Source organism: Kitasatospora sp. NBC_01246 (assembly GCF_036226505.1).
Lineage (GTDB): Bacteria > Actinomycetota > Actinomycetes > Streptomycetales > Streptomycetaceae > Kitasatospora.
In genome coordinates this window covers 8,142,956-8,165,550 of record NZ_CP108484.1, presented here as the reverse complement: position 1 = coordinate 8,165,550, position 22,595 = coordinate 8,142,956, and the positions used below count along the sequence as shown (strand labels likewise).

3 protein-coding genes are annotated in these 22,595 nt (G+C 76.2%); all 3 read right to left on the bottom strand.

Annotated features, from left to right (window positions below; translation table 11 throughout):
• Positions 1–64: 64 nt before the first annotated feature.
• Genes OG618_RS34250 through OG618_RS34240 form a run of 3 tightly spaced genes read right to left on the bottom strand, consistent with a single transcriptional unit; the run spans position 65 to position 22,523 of the window.
• A complete protein-coding gene (locus OG618_RS34250; protein WP_329491520.1) occupies positions 65–289 on the bottom strand; it encodes an MbtH family protein in 225 nt (74 codons plus the stop codon).
• A 38-nt stretch (positions 290–327) separates the two neighbouring features.
• On the bottom strand, positions 328–10,068 hold the full coding sequence (locus OG618_RS34245) for a non-ribosomal peptide synthetase (protein WP_329491519.1): 9,741 nt from the start codon (positions 10,066–10,068) through the stop codon (positions 328–330).
• Positions 10,065–22,523: a non-ribosomal peptide synthetase gene (locus OG618_RS34240; RefSeq protein WP_329491518.1), complete on the bottom strand. Its 12,459-nt coding sequence runs from the start codon at positions 22,521–22,523 to the stop codon at positions 10,065–10,067. Before OG618_RS34240 ends, OG618_RS34245 begins: the two co-directional genes overlap by 4 nt.
• Positions 22,524–22,595 lie beyond the last annotated feature (72 nt).

Below are 22,595 nucleotides of genomic sequence, written 5' to 3'. Positions count from 1 at the left end.
TCTGGTCACTGATTCGAATACGGGGCGGGGGGACGGCCGGTCGGGCCGTCCCCCCTGTGGTGGGTCAGACGCCGGCGGCGGCCGTACGGGCGACCAGGCCGGCCGGGCGCATGTCCGTCCAGTTGGCGTCCACGTAGGCGGTGCACGCCTCACGGCTGTCCTCGCCGTGCACGACCGTCCAGCCGGCCGGGATCTCGGCGAAGGCGGGCCAGAGGGAGTGCTGGTTCTCCGCGTTGACGAGCACGAAGTAACGGGCGTCGTCGTCCTCGAACGGGTTGGTGGCGCTCATGTCGTCTCCTTGGGGGGTAGTGGTCGGTGGACGGGCGGTCAGCCGGAACAAGCCGGCGTGCTCTCAGGCTCCTCGCCGAGCGAGGCCGTGACGAGACGGTCGACGAGGAACTCGGCGAGCGCCGCCACGGTCGGCCGGGCCAGCAGGTCGGCGAGGCCGAAGTCACCGGCGAACTCCGCCCGGATCCGCTGGAGCAGCGACATCGCGAGCAGCGAGTGGCCGCCGAGGTCGAAGAAGTTCTCGTCGATCCCGAGTGCGGGCAGGCCCAGCACGTCGGTGAACGCCGCGTGCACGGCCTTCTCGGTCGGGTACCTCGGTCCGCGCAGCGGTCCCGACGCGGTGAAGTCGGTGGCGCTGGGCGCGGGGAGGGCCTTGCGGTCGAGCTTGCCGTTGACGGTCAGCGGCAGCTCGTCGAGCACCACGAACGCCGACGGCACCATGTACTCGGGCAGCCGGGCGGCCAGCATACGCCGGACCGCGGCGGCCTCGATAAGGGTACCCTCACCCGGCACCAGGTAGGCGACCAGGCGCTTGACGCCGGGGGTGTCCTCACGGACCAGCACGGCGGCCTGGGCCACGGCCGGGTCCAGGGCGATGGCGTCCTCGATCTCGCCGGGCTCGACCCGGTAACCGCGGATCTTCACCTGGTCGTCGGCACGGCCGAGGAAGTCCAGCAGACCGTCCTGACGCCAGCGCACCACATCACCGGTGCGGTACATCCGGGCCCCCGGCTCGCCGAACGGGTCCGCCACGAAACGCTCCGCCGTCAGCCCCGCCCGGTTGAGGTAACCCCGCGCCAGACCCACACCCGACACATACAGCTCGCCCGCCACACCCACCGGAACCGGCCGCAGACAGGCGTCCAGGACGTACGCCCGGGTGTTCCAGATCGGCCGGCCCACCGTCGCGGTCGCCGAGTCCCGCGTCCCGCCACCGAGGGTGTTGATGGTGTACTCGGTCGGCCCGTACAGGTTGTAGCCCATGACGCCCGGCGTCTCGCGCAGCCTGGTCCAGAGCGTCTCCGCCACCGCCTCACCACCCAGCAGCACCAGCACCGGACGGTGCCGGTCCTCGTCCAGCAGACCGGCCTCCACCAGCGCCTGCGCGTACGAGGGCGTCACGTTGATGACATCGATCCCGTGGACGTCCAGGTAGTCGGCCAGACCCTGGGCGTCGCGGCGCAGGGCCTCGTCCAGGACGTGGACCTCGTGGCCCTCGACCAGCCAGAGCAGTTCCTCCCAGGACATGTCGAAGGAGAACGAGACGGTGTGCGCGATCCGCAGCCGGCGGCCACCCGCGGACTCGACCACCGGATCGAAGATCGCCTCACGATGGTTCAACTGCATGTTCGTCAGACCCCGGTACGGCGTCACCACACCCTTCGGCCGACCCGTCGACCCCGAGGTGAAGATCACATACGCCGGACTGTCCTGATCCACCACCACACCCAACGGACCCTCCGGCAACGCCGCCAACTCGGCCACCACCTCCGGCGAGTCCAGCAACAGCACACCCTCGAAAGCCGGCATCCGATCCGCGGCCGCCGAGTCCGTCACCAGACAGACCGGAGCGGTGTCCTCCACCATGAACGCCAACCGGTCCACCGGGTAGTCCAGCTCCAACGGCAGATACGCCGCACCCGTCCGCAGCACCGCGAACAACGCCGCCACCATCTCCAACGAACGCGGCAACCCCAGCGCCACCACCCTCTCCGGCCCCGCCCCCCGCGCCACGAACAACCGCGCCAACCGGTTCACCCGGGCATCCAACTCCGCATACGACCACGACACCCCACCGAACACCAGCGCCGTCTCACCCGGCACCGCCACCGCACGCTCCGCCAACAGATCCGCCACCGTCGCCCCCGGCAACCCACGACCCGTCGCCACCCACTCCCCCAACACCAGACCCCGCTCACGCCCCGTCAACACATCCAGGGCGCCGATCCGGCGCCGCGGGTCGGCCGCGACCTGCTCCAGCAGAGCCAGCAGCCGCCCGACCAGGGCCTCGGCGGTGGTGCGGTCGTAGAGGTCGGCCGCGTACTCGAGGGCGATGTCGATCTCCTCCGTGGCGGAGGTCTCCTCGAAGTTGAAGTCGAGTTCGAACTTCGCGGCGCCCAGCTCGAAGGGCAGGATCCGGCTCTCCAGGCCGAGCAGGCGCCCGGCCTGGCCGTCGTTGTGCTGGTAGCCGAGCATCACCTGGAACAGCGGGTGCCGGCCGGGCACGCGCGGCGGGTTGACCGCCTCGACCAGCCGGTCGAACGGCAGGTCCTGGTGGGCGAAGGCCGCCAGGTCGGTGTCCCGGGTGCGGGTCAGCAGCTCGGCGAAGGTCGGGTCGCCGGACAGGTCGTTGCGCAGGACCAGCGTGTTGACGAAGAAGCCGACCAGCCCGTCCAGCGCGCTGTCGGAACGCCCGGCGACGGGCGCCCCGAGGGGGATGTCCGTGCCGGCGCCCAGGCGGTGCAGCAGGGTGGCCACCGCCGCCTGGAGCACCATGAAGGTGGTGGTGCCGGTCGCCCGGGCGGCTTCGCGCAGACCGCGGTAGACGGCCGGGGGGACCTGGCCGCGCACGGTGTCGCCGCGGTAGCCGGCCACCGGACGGCGCGGGTGGTCGGTCGGCAGCGGCAGCTCCTCCGGCAGCCCGGCGAGTGCCTGCTTCCAGTACCCGGCCTGACGGGCGTGCAGGCTCCGCTCGTCCTCGGGCGAGCCGAGCAGCTCCTGCTGCCAGAGCGTGTAGTCGGCGTACTGGACCGGCAGCGGCGCCCAGTCGGGGGTGCGGCCGTCGGTGTGCGCCGCGTAGGCGCCGGTGAGGTCCTCGATGAAGGGGAGCATCGACCACTCGTCGCCCGCGATGTGGTGGAAGAGCACCACCACCACGTGGTCCTCCGGGCCGAGCTCCAGCAGGCTGACGCGCAGCGGCAGTTCGGCGGAGAGGTCGAAGCCGTACCGGACGGCGCTCCGGAGGTCGGCGTCCAGCGTCGACTCGGAGGAGCGGACCAGGTGCACGGCCGCCTCGGCCGCCGGGGCCTCCAGGATCCGCTGGTGGACGTCGCCGTCGCGCTCGGTGAAGACGGTGCGCAGGCTCTCGTGCCGCTGCGTCACCGAGCGGACGGCGGCGCCGAGGGCGGCCCGGTCCAGCGGGCCGGTGACCCGTACCACCAGGGGCACGTTGTAGGTGGCGCCCGAGTCGTCGAGGTTCTGCAGGAACCACATCCGGCGCTGGGCGTGCGAGAGCGGCAGGTCGGCCGGGCGCTCGCGGCGGCCCAGGGCGGGGCGCGGGTCGTCGCCGGCGCCGGCCCGGTGGGCGAGGCCGGCCGGGGTGGGTGCCTCGAAGAGGTCGCGGACGGTGAGCCCGGCGCCGCCGGGCAGCGCGCGGACCCGGCCGATCAGCCGGGTGGCCAGCAGGGAGTGGCCGCCGAGGTCGAAGAAGTGGTCCTCGGGGCCGACCTCGGCGAGGCCGAGCACCTCGGCGAAGGCGCCGCAGAGGATCTCCTCCCGGGCGTCGCGCGGGGCGCGGCCGGGGCCGGTCCCGGTGCCGGCCGGCGCGGGGAGGGCCTTGCGGTCGAGCTTGCCGTTGACGGTCAGCGGCAGCTCGTCGAGCACCACGAACGCCGACGGCACCATGTACTCGGGGAGCCGGGCGGCGAGTTCGTTGCGGACGGCGGCGAGGTCCACGGCCGTCGCGGCGGGGACGAGGTAGGCGGCCAGGCGCTTGACGCCGGGGGTGTCCTCGCGGACCAGCACGGCGGCCTGGGCCACGGCCGGGTCCAGGGCGATGGCGTCCTCGATCTCGCCGGGCTCGACCCGGTAACCGCGGATCTTCACCTGGTCGTCGGCACGGCCGAGGAAGTCCAGCAGACCGTCCTGACGCCAGCGCACCACATCACCGGTGCGGTACATCCGGGCCCCCGGCTCGCCGAACGGGTCCGCGACGAAACGCTCCGCCGTCAGCCCCGCCCGGTTGAGGTAACCCCGCGCCAGACCCACACCCGACACGTACAGCTCGCCCGCCACACCCACCGGAACCGGCCGCAGACAGGCGTCCAGGACGTACGCCCGGGTGTTCCAGATCGGCCGGCCCACCGTCGCGGTCGCCGAGTCCCGCGTCCCGCCACCGAGGGTGTTGATGGTGTACTCGGTCGGCCCGTACAGGTTGTAGCCCATGACGCCCGGCGTCTCGCGCAGCCTGGTCCAGAGCGTCTCCGCCACCGCCTCACCACCCAGCAGCACCAGCACCGGACGGTGCCGGTCCTCGTCCAGCAGACCGGCCTCCACCAGCGCCTGCGCGTACGAGGGCGTCACGTTGATGACATCGATCCCGTGGACGTCCAGGTAGTCGGCCAGACCCTGGGCGTCGCGGCGCAGGGCCTCGTCCAGGACGTGGACCTCGTGGCCCTCGACCAGCCAGAGCAGTTCCTCCCAGGACATGTCGAAGGAGAACGAGACGGTGTGCGCGATCCGCAGCCGGCGACCGCCCGCGGACTCGACCACCGGATCGAAGATCGCCTCACGATGGTTCAACTGCATGTTCGTCAGACCCCGGTACGGCGTCACCACACCCTTCGGCCGACCCGTCGACCCCGAGGTGAAGATCACATACGCCGGACTGTCCTGATCCACCACCACACCCAACGGACCCTCCGGCAACGCCGCCAACTCGGCCATCACCTCCGGCGAGTCCAACAGCAGCACACCCTCGAAAGCCGGCATCCGATCCGCGGCCGCCGAGTCCGTCACCAGACAGACCGGAGCGGTGTCCTCCACCATGAACGCCAACCGGTCCACCGGGTAGTCCAGCTCCAACGGCAGATACGCCGCACCCGTCCGCAGCACCGCGAACAACGCCGCCACCATCTCCAACGAACGCGGCAACCCCAGCGCCACCACCCTCTCCGGCCCCGCCCCCCGCGCCACGAACAACCGCGCCAACCGGTTCACCCGGGCATCCAACTCCGCATACGACCACGACACCCCACCGAACACCAGCGCCGTCTCACCCGGCACCGCCACCGCACGCTCCGCCAACAGATCCGCCACCGTCGCCCCCGGCAACCCACGACCCGTCGCCACCCACTCCCCCAACACCAGACCCCGCTCACGCACCGTCAACACATCCAGGGTGCGGACCGGGCGGTCGGGGCGCTCCAGGATCTGCTCCAGCAGGGCCAGCAGCCGCTCGGCGTGCTCCTCGACGACGGCCCGCTCGAAGACGTCCGGGCGGTACTTCCACTCGAAGGTGAGGTGCTCGCCGGGGTTGGTGATGAAGATCAGCGGGAAGTGCGTCGCGTCGACGTCCGTCACCTGGCGCAGGCCGAGGCGCTCGCGCAGGCGGTCCCGCAGGCCCTCGTCGGCCGGGGTGTTGCGGAGCACCTGGAGGGTGTCGAACAGCCGGCCGAAGCCGGTGCCGCGCTGGATCTCGCCCAGCCCGGTCTGGTGGTGCGCCAGCAGGGCGCTCTGCTCGTCCTGGAATCGGGTGAGGAAGGCGGCGACGCCCTCCTCGCCGTCCAGCCGGGCCCGGACCGGCACCGTGTTGAGGAACATGCCGATGGTGGCGTCGATGCCGGGCAGCTCGGCCGGGCGGCCGGAGACGGTGGCGCCGAACACCACGTCCTCGCGGGCCGTCAGACCGGCCAGCAGCAGGCCCCAGGCGCCGGAGAGCACGGTGTTGAGGGTCAGGCCGTGCTCCCGGCCGAAGGCGGCCAGCCGCTCGCCGAGCCCGGCGGGGGCCTCGACGACGACCTCCTCCGGCAGCAGCGCGGCCCGCTCGCGGGCCTGCGGGGCGAGCAGCGTCGGCTCGGCCAGGCCCTCCAGCGCGGAGCGCCAGGCGGCCCGGCCGGCCTCCTGGTCCTGGCCGGCCAGCCAGCGCAGGAAGTCCCGGTAGGGCAGACCGGCGGCCGGCGGGCGCTCGCCGGCGCAGCGGGTCAGCACCTCCTGGAGGAAGAGCCCGGAGGACCAGCCGTCCCAGAGCAGCGCGTGGTTGGTGATCAGGACGCGCTGGCCGCCGTCGGGGGTGAGCACCGAGACCAGCCGCAGCAGCGGCGGCGCGGCGAGGTCGAAGCGGGTGAACGCCTCGCGCTCCTTGAGGAGGCGCAGTTCGGCCTCGAAGTCGTCCGTGCCGAGCGCCGACAGGTCGACCTCGGTGAGCGGGACGTCGACGGCGCGCGGCAGGAACTGAACCGGTCGCTCCAGGCCGTCCTGGAGGAAGCCGGCCCGCAGGTTGGGATGGCCGTCCAGCACGGCGGCCACGGCGGCGCGCAGCACCTCCAGCGGGATCCGGGCGGTCAGCGAGAGCACGTCGCGCGAGGTGTGGACGTCCAGCGCCTGCTCGTCGTACCCGGCCTCGAAGAGCAGGCCCTCCTGGAGCGGGGAGACCGGCCAGACGTCCTCGATCTCCAGCTTGGGCACGGCGGCGCGGACGAGGGCCAGTTCGGCCTCGGTCGCCGGGGGCAGCTCGGGCAGCTCCGGGGCGGCGCCGGCCGCGTCGCGGCGGTCGGCCAGCTCGGCGAGGGCGGCCGGGGTGCGGCGCTCGAACACGTCGCGCGGGCTGAGCGAGAGCCCCTCGGCGCGGGCGGCGCCGATCAGCCGGATCGAGGAGATGCTGTCGCCGCCGAGGCGGAAGAAGTCGTCCTCGACGCCGGCCCGCGGCAGGCCGAGGACCTCCGCGTACAGGTCGCAGAGCAACTGCTCGGTCTCGGAGCCGGCGTCCCGGCCGGCCGCCAGGCCGGTGTAGGCGAGCGCCTCGTCGGGCAGTGCGGCCCGGTCGAGCTTGCCGTTGACGGTCAGCGGCAGCGCGTCCAGCACGGCGAAGGCGGACGGCACCATGTACTCCGGCAGCCGGGCGGCGAGCGCCCGGTGGAGTTCCTCGGTGTCGAGCAGGGCGTCCCGGGCGGGGACGACGTAGGCGACGATGCGCCGGACGGCGCCGGGCCGGACCAGCACGGCGGCCTGGGCCACGCCCGGCTGCCCGGCCAGCGCGGCCTCGATCTCGCCGAGTTCGATCCGGTAGCCGCGGATCTTCACCTGGTCGTCGGTGCGGCCGAGGTACTCGACCTCGCCGTCGGCCCGCCGGCGGACCAGGTCGCCGGTGCGGTACATGCGCTCACCCGGGGCGAACGGGTCGGCGACGAACCGGCCGGCGGTCAGGCCGGGCCGGTCCAGGTAGCCGCGGGCCAGCTGCGGACCGGCCAGGTACAGCTCACCGGGCACCCCGGCCGGGACCGGCCGCAGCAGGCCGTCCAGCACGTGGGCGCGGGTCCCGCGCAGCGGGCGGCCGATGACCGGGGCGGCGCTGTCCGCGAGGTCGGCGACCAGGGCGTCGACGGTGAACTCGGTCGGGCCGTAGTAGTTGACGGCGGTGACGCCCGCCTCGCCGCGCAGCCTGGTCCAGAGCGGCTCGGGCAGCGCCTCGCCGCCGAGCAGCAGCACCGCCGGGCGGTGCTCGCCGGCCAGCAGGCCGCTGTCGAGCAGCTGCTGGGCGTACGAGGGGGTGACGTCGAGGGCGTCGACGCGGTGGGCGCGGGTGTAGCCGACCACCGCCTCGGCGTCCCGGCGGTCGTCCTCGCCGAGGACGTGCAGCTCGTGGCCGCCGATCAGCCAGATCAGCTGCTCCCAGGAGGAGTCGAAGGAGAACGACGCGGTGTGCAGGGCGCGCAGCCGGGCCCGGCCGGTGGCGCGCAGCGCGTCGGCGAAGGTGGTGGCCAGGTGGTCGTGGATCAGGTTGCCGAGGCCGCGGTGCGGGATCACCACGCCCTTGGGCCGGCCGGTGGAGCCGGAGGTGTGGATGACGTACGCGGCGGCGTCGGGGTGGACGGGACCGCCGCGCTCGGCGTCGGTGAGCGGGCCGGCGGGCAGCGCGGCGAGGTCGGCGGCGGTCCGCGGGTCGTCCAGCAGCAGGACGGCGGCGCCGGGCACCTCGGGCAGCCGGGCGGCGACCTGGGCGGTGGTCAGGACGACGGCGGGGCGGGCGTCCGCCAGGAGCAGGGCGAGCCGCTCGTCCGGGTGGTCGAGGTCGATCGGCAGGTAGGCGGCGCCGGCCCGCAGGACGGCGAGCAGCGCGGTGACCGACTCGGCGGAGCGCGGCAGCGCGAGGGCGGCGATGTCGTCGGCGCGCAGGCCGTGGGCGCGCAGCAGTCGGGCCAGCCGGTCGGCGGCGGCGTCCAGTTCGGCGAAGGAGAGCTGGACGGGGGCCGGGCCGCCGGTCAGGCCGGGGCCGACCAGGGCCCGGACGTCCGGGGTGCGGGCGGCCCGGTCGGCGAACAGGTCGGCGGCGGTGGCGTCCGGGACGCGGTGCTCGCCGCCGGAGACGGTGGCGGGCAGCGCGGCGCGCTCGGCGGCGTCGAGCAGGTCCAGCCGGGCGAGCGGGGTGTCCGGGTCGGCGGCGAACGCGGCGAGCAGGCGCAGGAAGCGGTCGGCGATCCGGCCGGCCTCGGCCTCGGTGAACAGCTCGGGCCGGTACTCCAGCTCCAGGCGCAGCCGCTCGCCGGGCAGCACGGTCAGGCCCAGCGGGTAGTGGGTGGCGTCGCGGGCGCCGAGCGCGGTGACGGCCAGGCCCTCGACGGTGCCCAGGCTCGTGCGGAGCGCGTCGCCGCCGCCCTGGTAGTTCTCGACCACGAGCAGGGTGTCGAACAGCGCGCCCTCGACGTCGGCGAGCCGCTGGATGGTGCCGAGGCCGAGGTGCTGGTGGGCGATCAGCTCGGCCTGCTCGCGCTGGACGGCGGCGGCGGCGCCGGCCAGGGTGGCGCCGGGGGCGAGCCGCACGCGCACCGGCACGGTGTTGATGAAGAGGCCGACCATGGTGTCGGCGCCGGGCAGGTCGTCGGGGCGGCCGGAGACGGTGGTGCCGAAGACCACGTCGGCGGTGCCGGTGAGCGAGCCGAGCAGGACGCCCCAGAGGGTGTGGGCGAGGTTGCCGAGGGTCAGGCCCCGGCCTCGGGCGGCCTCGGCGACGGCGGCGGAGAGCTCGCGCTCGGCGTGCAGGGTGACCACGGCCGGTTCGACGGCGGTGGCGACGCCGGCGCCCGGCGCGACCGGGTGGGTCTGGGCGAAACCGGCCAGCGCGGCGCCCCAGGCGGCCTCGGCGGCGGCGGTGTCGCGGGTGGCGAGCAGCGCCAGGTGGTCCTTGTAGGGGCGGACGGCGGGCAGCGCGGCGAGGTCGCCGGCCGACCCGTAGAGCGCCAGCAGCTCGCGCACCAGGATCGGCATCGACCAGCCGTCGAGCAGCAGGTGGTGGCAGGTGATGACGAGCCGGGAGCGGTCCGGCCCCAGCCGGAGCAGGGCCAGCCGCAGCAGCGGCGGGGCGTCCAGCTCGAACCGGTGGTGCCAGTCCTCGTCCATCGCGGCCAGTACCGCGGCGTCCTGCTCCGCCCCGGCCGGGGCGGTCAGGTCGACCACCCGCAGCGGGGTCTCCACCTCGCGCTGGACGAACTGGACGACCGCCTCCGGGTCCTCGTACCAGAACCCGGCGCGCAGGTTGGCGTGCCGCACCAGCAGCGCGTCGACGGCGGCGGCCAGCCGGGCGCCGTCGACCGGGCCGGCCAGGTCGAGGTGCGACTGCACGACGTAGACGTCGCGCGCCTCGTCGTCGTAGAGCGCGTGGAAGAGCAGCCCCTCCTGCAGGGAGGAGAGCGGGTAGACGTCCTCCAGGGCCGACGCGGCCGGGGCCTGGGCCTGCGAGTCGTCGATCGGTGCGGTGGAGTCGTTCGTCACGGGGTTCTCGGTCCTGGGGGTGGGGTGGCGGTCGGTGGGGTCGGGGGCGGCGGCGCCGCCCGGTTCGCGGCTCATCGGCGGCGCCTGCGCAGCCGCGACTCCAGCCGGTCGATCTGGGTCTGCTTGAGCCGGACGAGGTCGAGGTCGGACGGCGTCACCCCGCCCGCGTCGCCGCCGGCGGCGTGCCGGGCGAGCGCGTCGAGCGCGGCGAACCAGGAGTCGGCCAGCGCCGCCACCTCGTCCTCGCCGAACAGCGCGCCCGGCCAGCTCCACTCGACCGTCAGCTCCGGGCGGCCGTCGGGGCCGGCGGCGACGACCGCGTCGATCTCCAGCGGGTAGCCGGCCGGCATCAGCCGGTCGGGGCCGGCCGCGGCGGCGACGGCGGTGCGCTCGTCCTGCGGGGCGAACGCCCAGCCGCCCTGCGGTCCGGCGCCGGTGTCCGTCCGGCCGCGGTAGTTGAACAGCACCTCGGAGCGGGGCACCGCGGCCAGCAGCGGCGCGGTCTGCGCGTTGAGGTGGCGCAGCAGGCCGAAGCCCAGGCCCCGGTCGGGGGCGGCCCGCAGCTGCTCCTTGACCTGCTTGAGCGCCTGGCCGGTGAGCGCGCCGCCGGTCATCGCCTCGGCCGGGTCCAGGCCGGTCAGGTCGAGCCGGACGGGGTGCACGGTGGTGAACCAGCCGACGGTGCGGGCGAGGTCCGGGGTGAGTCCGGCCGCCTCGCTGCCGCCCCGGCCGTGGCCCTCCAGGTCGACCCGGACGGCCGGTGCGGCGCCCGGGCGGGCGGCGGCCACGCCGAGGGCGAGGCCGGCCAGCAGCACGTCGTCCACGCCGGCGCCGAAGGACTGCGGCAGGGCGGTCAGCAGCGGCTCGGTGCGGTCGGCGGGCAGGGTGCGGCGCAGCGTGCGCAGGGTGGCGACGGTGTCCCGGGCCGGGTCGGCGGTGAGGCCGCCGAGTGGCCCGGCCGGACCGTCGAGGACCTCCCGCCACTGCCGGGCCTCGGCGATCCGGCCGCGCTCGTGGGCGTGCGCGAGCAGCTGCTCGGACCAGGCCCGCAGGCTGTGGGCCTCCGGTTCGAGGGCCGGGCGGCCGCCGGCCGCCAGTGCCTCGTAGGCGGTGCGCAGGCCGGGCAGCAGGGTGCGCCAGGAGACCCCGTCCACGGCGAGGTGGTGGACGGTCAGCAGCAGCCGGCCGTCGGTGTCCGGGCCGGCGTCGAACCAGACGGCGCCAAGGACCCGGCCGGTGCCGGGGTCGAGCGCCGCCGCGGCCGCGTCCGCCTCGCGGGTCAGCAGGGCGGTCCACCCGGCGGGTCCCGCCTCCCGCGCGCCCCGGGCGTCGACCGGGCGCAGGGTGCGCGGGTCGGTCAGGGCGGGGGCCGCGTCGGCGGCCAGGACCTCCTGGGTCCAGAGGCCGTCGGTGCGGTCCAACCGCAGCCGCAGCGCCGGGTGGCGGGTGGCGAGGGCCGCCAGCGCGTCCCGCAGGGGCTGCTCCCGCAGCCCGGCCGGGACGGTCAGCAGGACGGACTGGTTGAACCGGTCGATCGGGCCGCCGCGTTCGCGCAGCCAGTGCACCACCGGCAGGGCGGGCAGCTCGCCGTCGGCGGGCGGCGCGACGGCCGACGGGCCGGCGGGGGCGGGTGCGGCGGGCGTGCCCAGGCCCTTGGCGGCGGCGAGCGCGGCCGGGGTCGGGTGCTGGAAGACGTCCTTGGCGGCGATCGGGAAGCCGGCCGCGCGGGCCCGGCTGACCAGTTGGATGGAGACGATGCTGTCGCCGCCGAGGGCGAAGAAGTTCTCCTCCTCGCCGACCTCGGGCAGGCCCAGCACCTCGGCGAAGACCCTGGCCAGCGAGCGGCCCGGGGTCTGCCCGGCCGCCGCGGGGGCGGCGGCCGGGCGGCGGGCCGGGTCGGGCAGCGCCTTGCGGTCGAGCTTGCCGTTGACGCTCAGCGGCAGCGTGTCCAGCACGGTGACGGCGGCCGGGACCATGTGCTCGGGCAGCACCGCGGCCACCGCGGCGCGGACGGCGTCGCCGCCGACCGAGGCGCCCGGCTGCGGGACGACGTAGCCGAACAGCTGGCGGGCGCCGCCCTCGGTGACGGCGCGGGCGGCGACGGCCGCCTGGGCCACGCCCGGTGCGGCGGCCAGCGCGGCCTCCACCTCGCCGAGTTCGATCCGGAAGCCGCGGATCTTCACCTGGTCGTCGGTGCGGCCGAGGTACTCGACCTCGCCGTCGACCAGCCGCCGGACCAGGTCGCCGGTGCGGTACATGCGCTCGCCCCGGGCGAACGGGTCGGCGACGAACCGGCCGGCGCTCAGGCCGGGGCGGCCCAGGTAGCCGCGGGCCAGCTGGACCCCGCCCAGGTACAGCTCGCCGGGCACGCCGACCGGGACCGGCCGCAGCCGGGCGTCCAGCACGTACAGGCGGGTGTTCCAGACGGGGCGTCCGATCGGGACGACGCCGGAGCCGGCCCAGGCGCGGTGGTAGGTGACGTCCACGGCGGCCTCGGTGGGCCCGTAGAGGTTGTGCAGCTCGATCTGCGGCCAGAGGGCCGCGAAGCGCTCGACCGCCGCGGGCGGCAGCGCCTCGCCGGAGCAGAACACCCGGCGCACCCCGGCGAAGCGGTCCCGGACGGTGCGGTCGGCCTCGGCCACCGCGGTGAAGGCGGTGAGCATCGAGGGCACGAAGTGCGCGGTGGAGATGCCCGCGCCGGCGGCGAGCGCGGCCAGGTACTCCGGCTCCCGGTGGCCGCCGGGCCTGGCCAGGACCGCCCGGGCGCCGCTGACCAGCGGCAGGAAGAACTCCCAGACCGAGACGTCGAAGCCGGCCGGGGTCTTCTGCAGGATCCGGTCCTGCGGGGTGACGCTGTAGACCTCGCGCATCCAGTCGAGCCGGTTGACGATCGCCCGGTGCGGGACGACGACGCCCTTGGGGCGGCCGGTCGAGCCGGAGGTGAAGATCACGTAGGCGGGGTGTTCCGGCTCCGGGGCGACCGGCTCGGCCTGCGGCCCCTCGGCGTCGACGCCGAGCACCGGCACGCCGGGGACGACCGGCAGCGCGCCGGCCGTGCCGGGCAGGGTGAGCACGCAGACCGGGGCGGCGTCCTCGACCATCGCGGCCAGCCGGTCCGCCGGGTACTCGGTGTCCAGCGGCAGGTAGGCGGCGCCGGACTTGAGCACCGCGAGCAGGGCGACCATCAGCTCGACCGAGCGCGGCACGGCGACCGCGACGATCCGGTCCGGTCCGGCGCCGTGCGCGGCGAGGACGCGGGCCAGCCGGCCGGCCCGCTCGTCCAGGCCGCGGTAGGTCACCTCCGCGCCCTCGAAGGACACCGCGACCGCGTCGGGCGTGGCGGCGACCCGCTCGGCGATCCGGGTCACCAGGGTGCCCGGCGCCACCTCGCGGTCGGTGGCGTTCCACTCCCCCGCGAGGCCGCGCCGCTCCTGGGCGCCGGTCAGCTCGACCCGGGCGGCCGGGCGGTCCGGCGCGGCCAGCGCCTGCTCCAGCACCCGCAGCAGGCGGGCGCCGAAGAGCCGGCCGGTGGAGCGGTGGAAGAGGTCGTCGGCGTAGATGACGGTCAGGTCGGTGTGGTCGCCGTCGGCGGACTCCACGAAGGTGAAGGCCAGGTCGAAGCGGGCCGCGTGCACCGGGTCGGGCAGCAGCGCGGTGCGGGCGCCCAGCAGGCGGTCCAGGCCGCCGGCCTCCTTGCGGTGCTGGACCATCACCTGGAACAGCGGGTGGCGGCCGAGCGAGCGCTCCGGGTTGACGATCTCGACCAGCCGGTCGAACGGCAGGTCCTGGTGGGCGAGCGCGCCCAGCACGGTCTCCCGGGCGCGGGCCACCAGGTCGTCGAAGGTCGGCTCGCCGGAGAGGTCGTGACGCAGCACGAGCGTGTTGACGAAGAAGCCGACGACCGGCTCCAGCACCTCGTCGGCGCGCCCGGCGACCGGGGTGCCGAGCGCCACGTCGGTGGTGCCGGCGAGCCCGCCGAGCAGCAGCGCGGCGGCCGCCTGGGTGACCATGAACGGGGTCGCGCCGCTGCGCTGGGCGTAGCCGCGCAGCGCCCGGTGGAGGGCATCGGGCAGCCGCAGCCGTACCGCGCCGCCCCGGCCGGTGGCCTCGGCGGGCCTCGGCCGGTCGGTCGGCAGGGCGAGTTCGGCCGGCAGGTCGGCCAGCCGCCGCGTCCAGTAGCGGGCCTGGGTGGCGGCGCTGCCGTCCTGGTCGGCGAGCAGGTCGGCCTGCCAGAGCGCGTGGTCCGCGTACTGGAGCGGCAGCGGCTCGAAGACCGGCGCCGTGCCGGCCAGGCGGGCGGCGTAGGCGTGGTCGAGGTCGCGCAGCAGCACCCCCTCGGACCACTCGTCGCCCGCGATGTGGTGCAGCGCGACGCTCAGCACCGACCGCTGCGGCCCGGCGCGGAGCAGGGTGGCGCGGACCGGGACCTCCTCGGCGAGCTCGAAGGCGTAGGCGCCGGCGGCGGCGACCGCCCGGTCGAGCCGGCCCGCCGCGACCTCCTCCACGGTGAAGGGCACGCCGGCCTGCTCGGGGGTCAGGATCCGCTGGTGGGGCCGGCCGTCCCGGTCGGGGAAGACCGTCCGCAGCGCCTCGTGCCGGGCCAGGACGTCCGCGAAGGCGGCGCGCAGCGCGTCGGTGTCGACGGCGCCGTCGATCCGCAGCGCGCACGGGATGGTGTACGCGGTGCTGGGGCCCTCCAGCCGGTACAGGAACCAGAGCCGGGCCTGCGCGGCGGAGAGCGGCAGCGGCTCGGGGCGGGGCCGCGCGGCCGGGGCGGGGCGGCCGGTGGCGGCGGTGGCCAGCCGGGCGGCCAGGGCCGCGGCGGTGCGGCTCTCGAAGAGGTCCCGCACGGCGACCTCGACCCGCAGCGCGGCGCGGAGCCGGCCGACCACGCGGGTGGCGAGCAGGGAGTGGCCGCCGAGGTCGAAGAAGTCGTCCTCGACCCCGGCCTGCGGCAGGCCGAGCACCTCGGCGAAGACGCCGCAGACCACGGCCTCGCGCTCGTCGCGCGGGGCGCGGCCGGCGGGCGCCGCGAAGGCGCTCGCCTCCGGCTCGGGCAGGGCGTGCCGGTCCAGCTTGCCGTTGACGTTCAGCGGCAGCGCCGGCAGCGGCACGATCGCGGCCGGGACCATGTACTCGGGCAGCGACCCGGCCAGCGTCCGGCGCAGGGCGGCCGGGTCGGCCTCGCCGCCGGGGGCGGGCACGACGTAGCCGATCAGCCGCTTGACGCCGGTGGCGGTGGCGCGGGCCAGCACGGCGGCCTGGGCCACGCCGGGCAGGGCGGCCAGCGCGGCCTCGACCTCGCCGGGCTCGATCCGGAACCCGCGGATCTTCACCTGGTCGTCGTCGCGGCCCAGGTAGTCCAGCGTGCCGTCGCCGCGCCAGCGGACCACGTCGCCGGTGCGGTACATCCGCTCGCCGTCGCCGAACGGGCAGGCGACGAAGCGGCCGGCGGTCAGGCCGGGGCGGTTGCCGTAGCCGCGGGCCAGGCCCTCGCCGGCGATGTACAGCTCGCCGGGGACCCCGGCCGGGACGGGCCGCAGCCGGGCGTCCAGCACGTAGACCCGGGTGTTGCCGATCGGCCGGCCGACGCACGGGGTGGGGCTCTCGTCCAGGGCCGCGCCCAGGGTGTCGACGGTGTACTCGGTCGGGCCGTAGAAGTTGTGGCCGAGCACGCCCTCGGTGTCGCGGATCCGGCTCCACAGGGCGTCGCCGACGGCCTCGCCGCCGACCAGGAAGAGCAGCGGGCGGTGCTCCGCCGAGTCGAGCAGGCCCCATTCGACCAGCTGCCGGCCGAACGACGGGGTGACGTCCAGGGTGTCGATCCGGTCGGCGAGCAGCCGGGCGACCAGGGCCTGCGGGTCGCGGCGCAGGTCCTCGCCGTAGACGTGCAGCTCGTGGCCGCGGATCAGCCAGAGCAGCTGCTCCCAGGAGGAGTCGAAGGAGAACGACGCGGTGTGCGCGGCCCGCAGCCGGCGGCCGCCGGCGGCCCGCTCGGCCCGGGCGAAGACCGTCCCGCCGTGGTGCTCCAGCATGTTGGCCAGGCCGCGGTGCGGCACCTGGACGCCCTTGGGGCGGCCGGTGGAGCCGGAGGTGTGGATGACGTAGGCGAGGTCGTCGGGGTCGGGGCGGACGGGGTCGGCGTCCAGCGCGCCGAGCCGGCCGGTGGTCAGGGTGCCCAGGCCGTGCCCGGCGAGGACCGGGCGGGTGCGGGCGACCTCGTCGGTGGTCAGGGTGACCAGCGGTTCGGCGTCGGCGAGCATCAGCGCGATCCGCTCGTCCGGGTGGTCGAGGTCGACCGGCAGGTACGCGGCGCCCGACTTCAGCACCCCGAGCAGGGCGGCCACCAGCTCGGCCGAGCGGGGCAGCGCCAGCGCGACCACCCGGCCGGGGCGGGCGCCGAGCGCGGCGAGGTGGCGGGCGGTCAGCTCGACCCGCCCGGCCAGCTCGGCGTAGCTGAGGCGCCGGTCGCCGAAGACCACGGCGGTGTCGTCGGGGGTGGCGGCGGCGCGGGCCTCGAAGGCGTCGACGACCGTCCCGGCGGGGACCTCGCGGCCGGTGGCGTTCCAGCCGCGCAGCAGCGTGTCGCGCTCCCGCCCGTCCAGGACCTCCAGCTCGCCGACGGGCGTCCCGGGCCGGGTGGCGACGGTCTCCAGCACCCGCAGCAGGCGGGCGCCGACGGCGGCGGCCTGCTCGGCGGTGAACACGTCGGCGCGGTACTCGACGGTGAGCCGCGGCGCCTCGCCGGGGAGGGTGAGCACGGTCAGCGGGTAGTGGGTGGCGCCCCGGTTGCCGATGCCGGCGACCCGCAGGCCGCGGGCGGTCAGCCGGTCGGGGTCGACCGGGTAGTTCTCGAAGACCAGCAGGGTGTCGAAGAGGGTGCCGTGCCCGGCGAGCGCCTGGATGTCGGCCAGGCCGAGGTACTGGTGGTCGAGCAGCGCGGACTGCTGGGCCTGCAGCCGGGTGAGCGCCTCGACGGCGGGCTCGTCCTCCTCGGGGCGGAAGCGGACCGGCACGGTGTTGCTGAACAGGCCGACCATGGACTCCACGCCGGGCAGGTCGCCGGGACGGCCGGAGACGGTGGCGCCGAAGACCACGTCCGCGCGGCCGGTGAGACGGCCGAGCAGGATCGCCCAGGCGCCCTGGACCAGGGTGTTGAGGGTGAGTCCGTGCGCCCGGGCGGTGCCGGTGAGCGCCGCCGCGAGCTCGGCGGACAGCGGCAGGTGGATCTCGGCGCCGGCGGCGGCCGGGCCGTCGGCCGGGCGGCCCAGGGTGTCGGCGAGCAGGGTCGGCGCCTCCAGGCCGGCCAGCGCCTCGCGCCAGGCGAGCGTGTCGGCGCCGGCGTCCCGGGCGGCCAGCCAGCCGAGGTGGTCGGCGTACGGGGTGGTGGCGGGCAGCGCGGCGCTCGCGCCGCCGTCGCCGTAGGCGGTGACCAGCTCGCGCAGCAGGACCGGGGTGGACCAGCCGTCCATCACGATGTGGTGGCGGGTCAGCACCAGGCGGTGGTGGTCCGCGCCGAGGGTGACGAGCGCGCAGCGCACCAGCGGCGGCCGGGCGAGGTCGAACCGGCGGGAGGCCTCCTCGTCCTCGATCCCGGCGACCGCGGCGTCGCGCCGGTCGGCGGGCAGGGCGGTGAGGTCGTGCTCGGTCCAGGGCACCGTGACGGTGTCCGCCACCAGCTGGAGCGGGTGCTCGCCGATCGCGGTGAAGCCGGAGCGCAGCGCGGAGTGCCGGTTGACCACGGCGTCCACGGCGCGGCGCAGGGCCGGCCGCTCCAGCGGGCCGCGCAGGTCCAGCGAGGTGAGCGAGGTGTAGAGGTCGTCGGTGCCCTCCTCGCGCTGGTAGAGGGCGTGGAAGAGCAGGCCCTCCTGGAGCGGGGAGAGCGGCAGGACGTCGACGGTGCCGGGGTGTTCGGCCGCGATCCGGTCCAGCAGCGGCTGGCTGACGGCGGCCAGCGGGACGTCGCTGGGGGTGAGCCCGCCGGCGTCCGGCCGGGCGGCGTACGCGGCGAGGGCGTCCAGCGCGGCGAACCAGCGCTCGGCGATGTCGCGGACGGCCTCCTCGGTCAGGACGCCGTGCGGCCAGGAGAGGGTGACGGCGAGTTCGGCGCCGTCGGGGCCGTCGTGGACGAAGGCGCCGACCTCCAGGGCGTGGGCGGTGGGCAGCGCGGGGTCGGCGCCGGCCGCGACGGCGTCGCCGGCCTCGCGGGCGACGGTCCAGTGCGCGCCGTCCGCGGTGAAGCGGCCGAGGTAGTTGAAGAGCAGCTGCGGCTGGTCGGCGTCGGCCAGGGCGGGGCCGGAGACCGGGTCCAGGTGGCGGAGCAGGCCGTAGCCGGCGCCGGCGTTGGGCAGGGCCCGTAGCTGCTCCTTGACCAGGGCCAGGGCGCGGCCGGCGGCGGCGCCACCGGTCAGCGCCTCGTCGAGGTCCAGGCCGGCCAGGTCGAGGCGGGCCGGGAACTCGGTGGTCAGCCAGCCCACGGTGCGGGTGGTGTCGGCGCCGGGGACGAGCTGGTCCTCGCGGCCGTGGCCCTCCAGCCGCAGCAGCAGGTCGGCGCGGGCGCCGGCGCCGTGCCGGTCGCGGCGCCGGCCGAGCAGGGCGAGCGCGAGACCGGCGAGCAGGGTGTGGTCCACGCCGGCCCGGTGGGTGGCGGGTACCGCGGTGAGCAGCGGGGCGGTGCGGGCGGCGGGCAGCGTGAGGCGCAGCCGGCGGGTGGTGGCGGCGGTGTCGCGGGCCGGGTCGAGCGGGCGGTCGCCGAGGAGCGGGCCGGCGCCGTCGGCCAGCACGGCCTGCCAGCCGGGCAGTTCGGCGCGGATCCGGTCACCGGTGGCCGCCTCGGCGAGGCCGAGGGCCCAGCCGCGCGGCGAGGTGGCGACCGGGTCGAGCGGGCGGCCCTCGTAGGCGGCGTGCAGGTCGGGGAGCAGGATGCGCCAGGAGACGCCGTCCACGGCCAGGTGGTGGGCGGCGAGGACGAGCAGGCCGTCGGTGTCCGGGCCGGCGTCCAGGTGGACGGCCTGCAGCACGACGCCCTGTTCGGGGTCGAGCCGGTCGACGGCGGCCTCGCGCTCGATCGCGGCGGCGGCGGACAGCTCGGCCGGGGCGACGGTGAGGTGGCGCAGCCGCTCGGCGGCGGGGGCGCTGCCGGCGGGCCGGATCTGCTGGGTCCAGGTGCCGTCGGCGGCGATGTCCAGGCGCAGCCGCAGGGCGTCGTGGTGGTCGGTCAGGGTGTCCAGGGCGGCGGTGAGCCGGGCGCGGTCGAGGCCGGCCGGGACGGTGACCACGGTGTGCTGGCTGAACCGGGTGACCGGGCCGCCGCGCTCGCGCAGCCAGGAGCTGATCGCGGTGGCGGGCAGCGGGCCGGTGCCCTCGACGCCGGCCCGGCGGACCGCCGGGGCGGTCTGCTCGGCGACGGCGGCGATCCGGGCGACGGTGCGCCGTTCGAAGACCACCCGGGGGGTGAGGGCGAGGCCGGCCCGGCGGGCCCGGCTGCCGAGCTGGATGGCGGAGATGCTGTCGCCGCCGAGGGAGAAGAAGTTGTCGTCGACGCCGACCGTGTCCAGGCCGAGGACCTCGGCGACGAGGTCGGTGAGGATCCGCTCGGTCTCGGTGCGCGGGGCGCGGACGGCGCCGTCAGCGGCCTGCCGGGGGGCCGGCAGCGCCTTGCGGTCGAGCTTGCCGTTGAGGCTCAGCGGGAGCGCGTCGAGGCCGAGCAGGACGGCCGGGACCATGTGCTCGGGCAGGGTGGCGGCCAGGGCGGCCAGCAGGTCGTCCGGGTCGGCGGGGGCCGGGGCGACGTAGCCGACCAGTTGGCGGGCGCCGCCGGGGGTGAGCTCGCGGGCGGTGACGGCGGCCTGGGCGACCCCGGGCAGCGCCTCCAGGGCGGCCTCGATCTCGCCGAGTTCGATCCGGAAGCCGCGGACCTTGACCTGGTCGTCGGTGCGGCCGAGGTACTCGACGGTGCCGTCGGGGGCCCAGCGGACGAGGTCGCCGGTGCGGTAGAGGCGCTCGCCGTCGGCGAACGGGGAGGCGACGAACCGCTCGGCCGTCAGGCCGGGGCGGCCCAGGTAGCCGCGGGCCAGCTGGACGCCGGCCAGGTACAGCTCACCGGGCGCGCCGACCGGGGCGGGGCGCAGCCGGGCGTCCAGCACGTACAGGCGGGTGTTCCAGACGGGGCGTCCGATCGGGACGACGCCGGCGCCGGGCTCGGTGGGGTGGTGGGTGACGTCGACGGCCGCTTCGGTGGGCCCGTAGAGGTTGTGCAGCGGGACGTCGGGCAGCGCGGCGTACCAGCGCTCGACGACGTCGCCGGGCAGGGCCTCACCGGAGCAGAAGGCGCGCCGCAATCCGCCGCAGCCGGCTGCGGCGGTCGGCTCCTCCAGGAAGGCGCGGAGCATGGACGGCACGAAGTGCAGGGTGGTGACGCCCGTGTCGGCGATCAGGGCGGCGAGGTAGGCCGGGTCCTTGTGGCCCTCGGGGCGGGCCAGGACGACGGCGGCGCCCTCGCAGAGCGCCCAGAAGAACTCCCAGACCGAGACGTCGAAGCTGGCGGGGGTCTTCTGCAGGACGCGGTCCTCGGGGGTGAGGCGGTAGGCGTGCTGCATCCAGGCCAGCCGGTTGACGATGGCGCGGTGCGGGACCACGACGCCCTTGGGGCGGCCGGTGGAGCCGGAGGTGTAGATGACGTAGGCCGCGGAGTCGGGGTCCACGGCGGGCAGGGCGGTCGTGGTGGCGCCGGCGGGGGTGTGGCCGGGGCCGATCAGGACGGCGGCGGCGCGGGCGCTCTCCGGCAGCCGGTCCAGCACCTCGGGGACGGTGACGACGCGGACCGGGCGGGCGTCCTCGATCATGTGGGCGAGCCTGTCGGCCGGGTAGCCGGCGTCCAGCGGCAGGTAGGCGGCGCCGGACCTGAGGACGGCGAGCAGGGCGACCATCAGGTCGGCGGAGCGCGGCACGGCCACGGCGACGACGGTCTCCGGGCCGGCGCCGGCGGCGGCCAGCGAGCGGGCCAGCGCGTCGGAGCGCTCGGCGAGCGTGGCGTAGCTGAGCGTCTCGCCCTCGAAGACGACGGCGGGGGCCTGCGGCGTGGCGGCGGCGCGCTCGGCGATCCGGCTGACCAGGGTGCCCTCGCGGACCTCCCGGGCGGTGGCGTTCCAGTCGTGCAGCACGGCGGCCCGCTCGGCGTCGGCGAGCAGCGGCTGGTCGCCGATCGGCCGCTCCGGATCGGCGGCGAGCCGGGCGAGCAGGCCGGCGCAGCGGTCGGCGTGCAGTTCCAGCGCGGCCTGGGTGTAGAGCTCCGGGTTGGCCCCGAACTCCAGCACCAGCCGGTCGTCCGGGGTCTTGGTGACGGACAGCGAGAGGTCGTCGACCGGGCCGGAGGCCAGGGTGACGGTCTGTCCGGGGCTGCCCGCGAAGTCCAGCGCGAGGTCGAAGGGCTTGATGTTGAGCAGCGGCCCGTGGAGCCGGTGGTCGGTGCCGACCAGGCCGAGGTCGCGGCGGATCTCCTCGCCCCGGTGGCGCTGGTGGCGGCGGGTCGCGGTGAGCTCGGCGGCGGCGCGGCGCATCAGCCCGGTGTGGCTGTCCGTCCCGGCGACGGCGATCCGTACGGGCAGGATGTTGACGGCCATGCCGGGCACCCGCAGGGTGCCGGGGGCGGTGCGGGCCATGAAGTGCATGCCGAGCACGACGTCCGGCGTCCCGGTCATCAGGTGCAGGTAGCCGGCGAGGGCGGCGGCGGCCGCCTCGGCCCAGGTCGCGCGGGCCGCCCGGGCCGAGGCGAGCACGGCGGCCGAGTCCTCGGCGGTCAGTTCGGCGCGGTGGTACCGGGCGGCGGGCGCGGCCTGGGCGGTCGCCTCGGTGAGGCCGACGACGGCGGGGCGGTCCGCGAATCGGGTGTTCCAGTACTCCCGGCCCTCGGCGGCGGCGGGGCCGGCGAGGTACTCGCGCTCGGCCACCAGCAGGACGGCGAGCGGGCGCAGCGGGCTGTCGGGCACGTCGGTGCCGGCGGCGAGGGCGGTGTACACCTCGGCGACCCGGCGGGTGAGGAGCGCGACGCTGTAGCCGTCGACGACCAGGTGGTGGAACCACTGGAACCAGAGGTGGCGCTGCTCGCCGACCCGGACCAGCAGCGCGCCGTGCAGCGGGCCGGCCTCGAGGCCCTCCAGCGGGGTCGGGACGGCGAGTTGGGCCCGGACGAGCGCGGTGGCGGCGGCCACCGGGTCGGCGGCGGAGCTGGTGTCGAGCCGGGGCAGCTGCCAGGCCTCGGCGTCGAAGGCGGTGGGCAGCTGGACGGTGCGGCCCTCGTGCTCGGCGAGCCGGACGTGCAGGCCGTCGGCCTCGGCGAGGGTCCGGCGCAGCGCCCGCTCCAGCAGCGCGGGGTCGAACGGCCCGGTGATCTCGACGTACTGGCCGACGTTGTAGGCCGGGTTGTCCGGGTCGATCCGCTGTGCGGCGAGTACCCCTGCCTGTGCCGCCGTCAGCTCCTGGAGGACTGCGGCCGGCTCGACCTGCGTGGTGTTGGTGCCCGCCTGAGGCATGGTCGGCCCTTCCCGGTTCGGTGCGGCCCCGCCGACGATGCAAGCCCGGGGCGCTCGCTGGTGCGCTGTGGT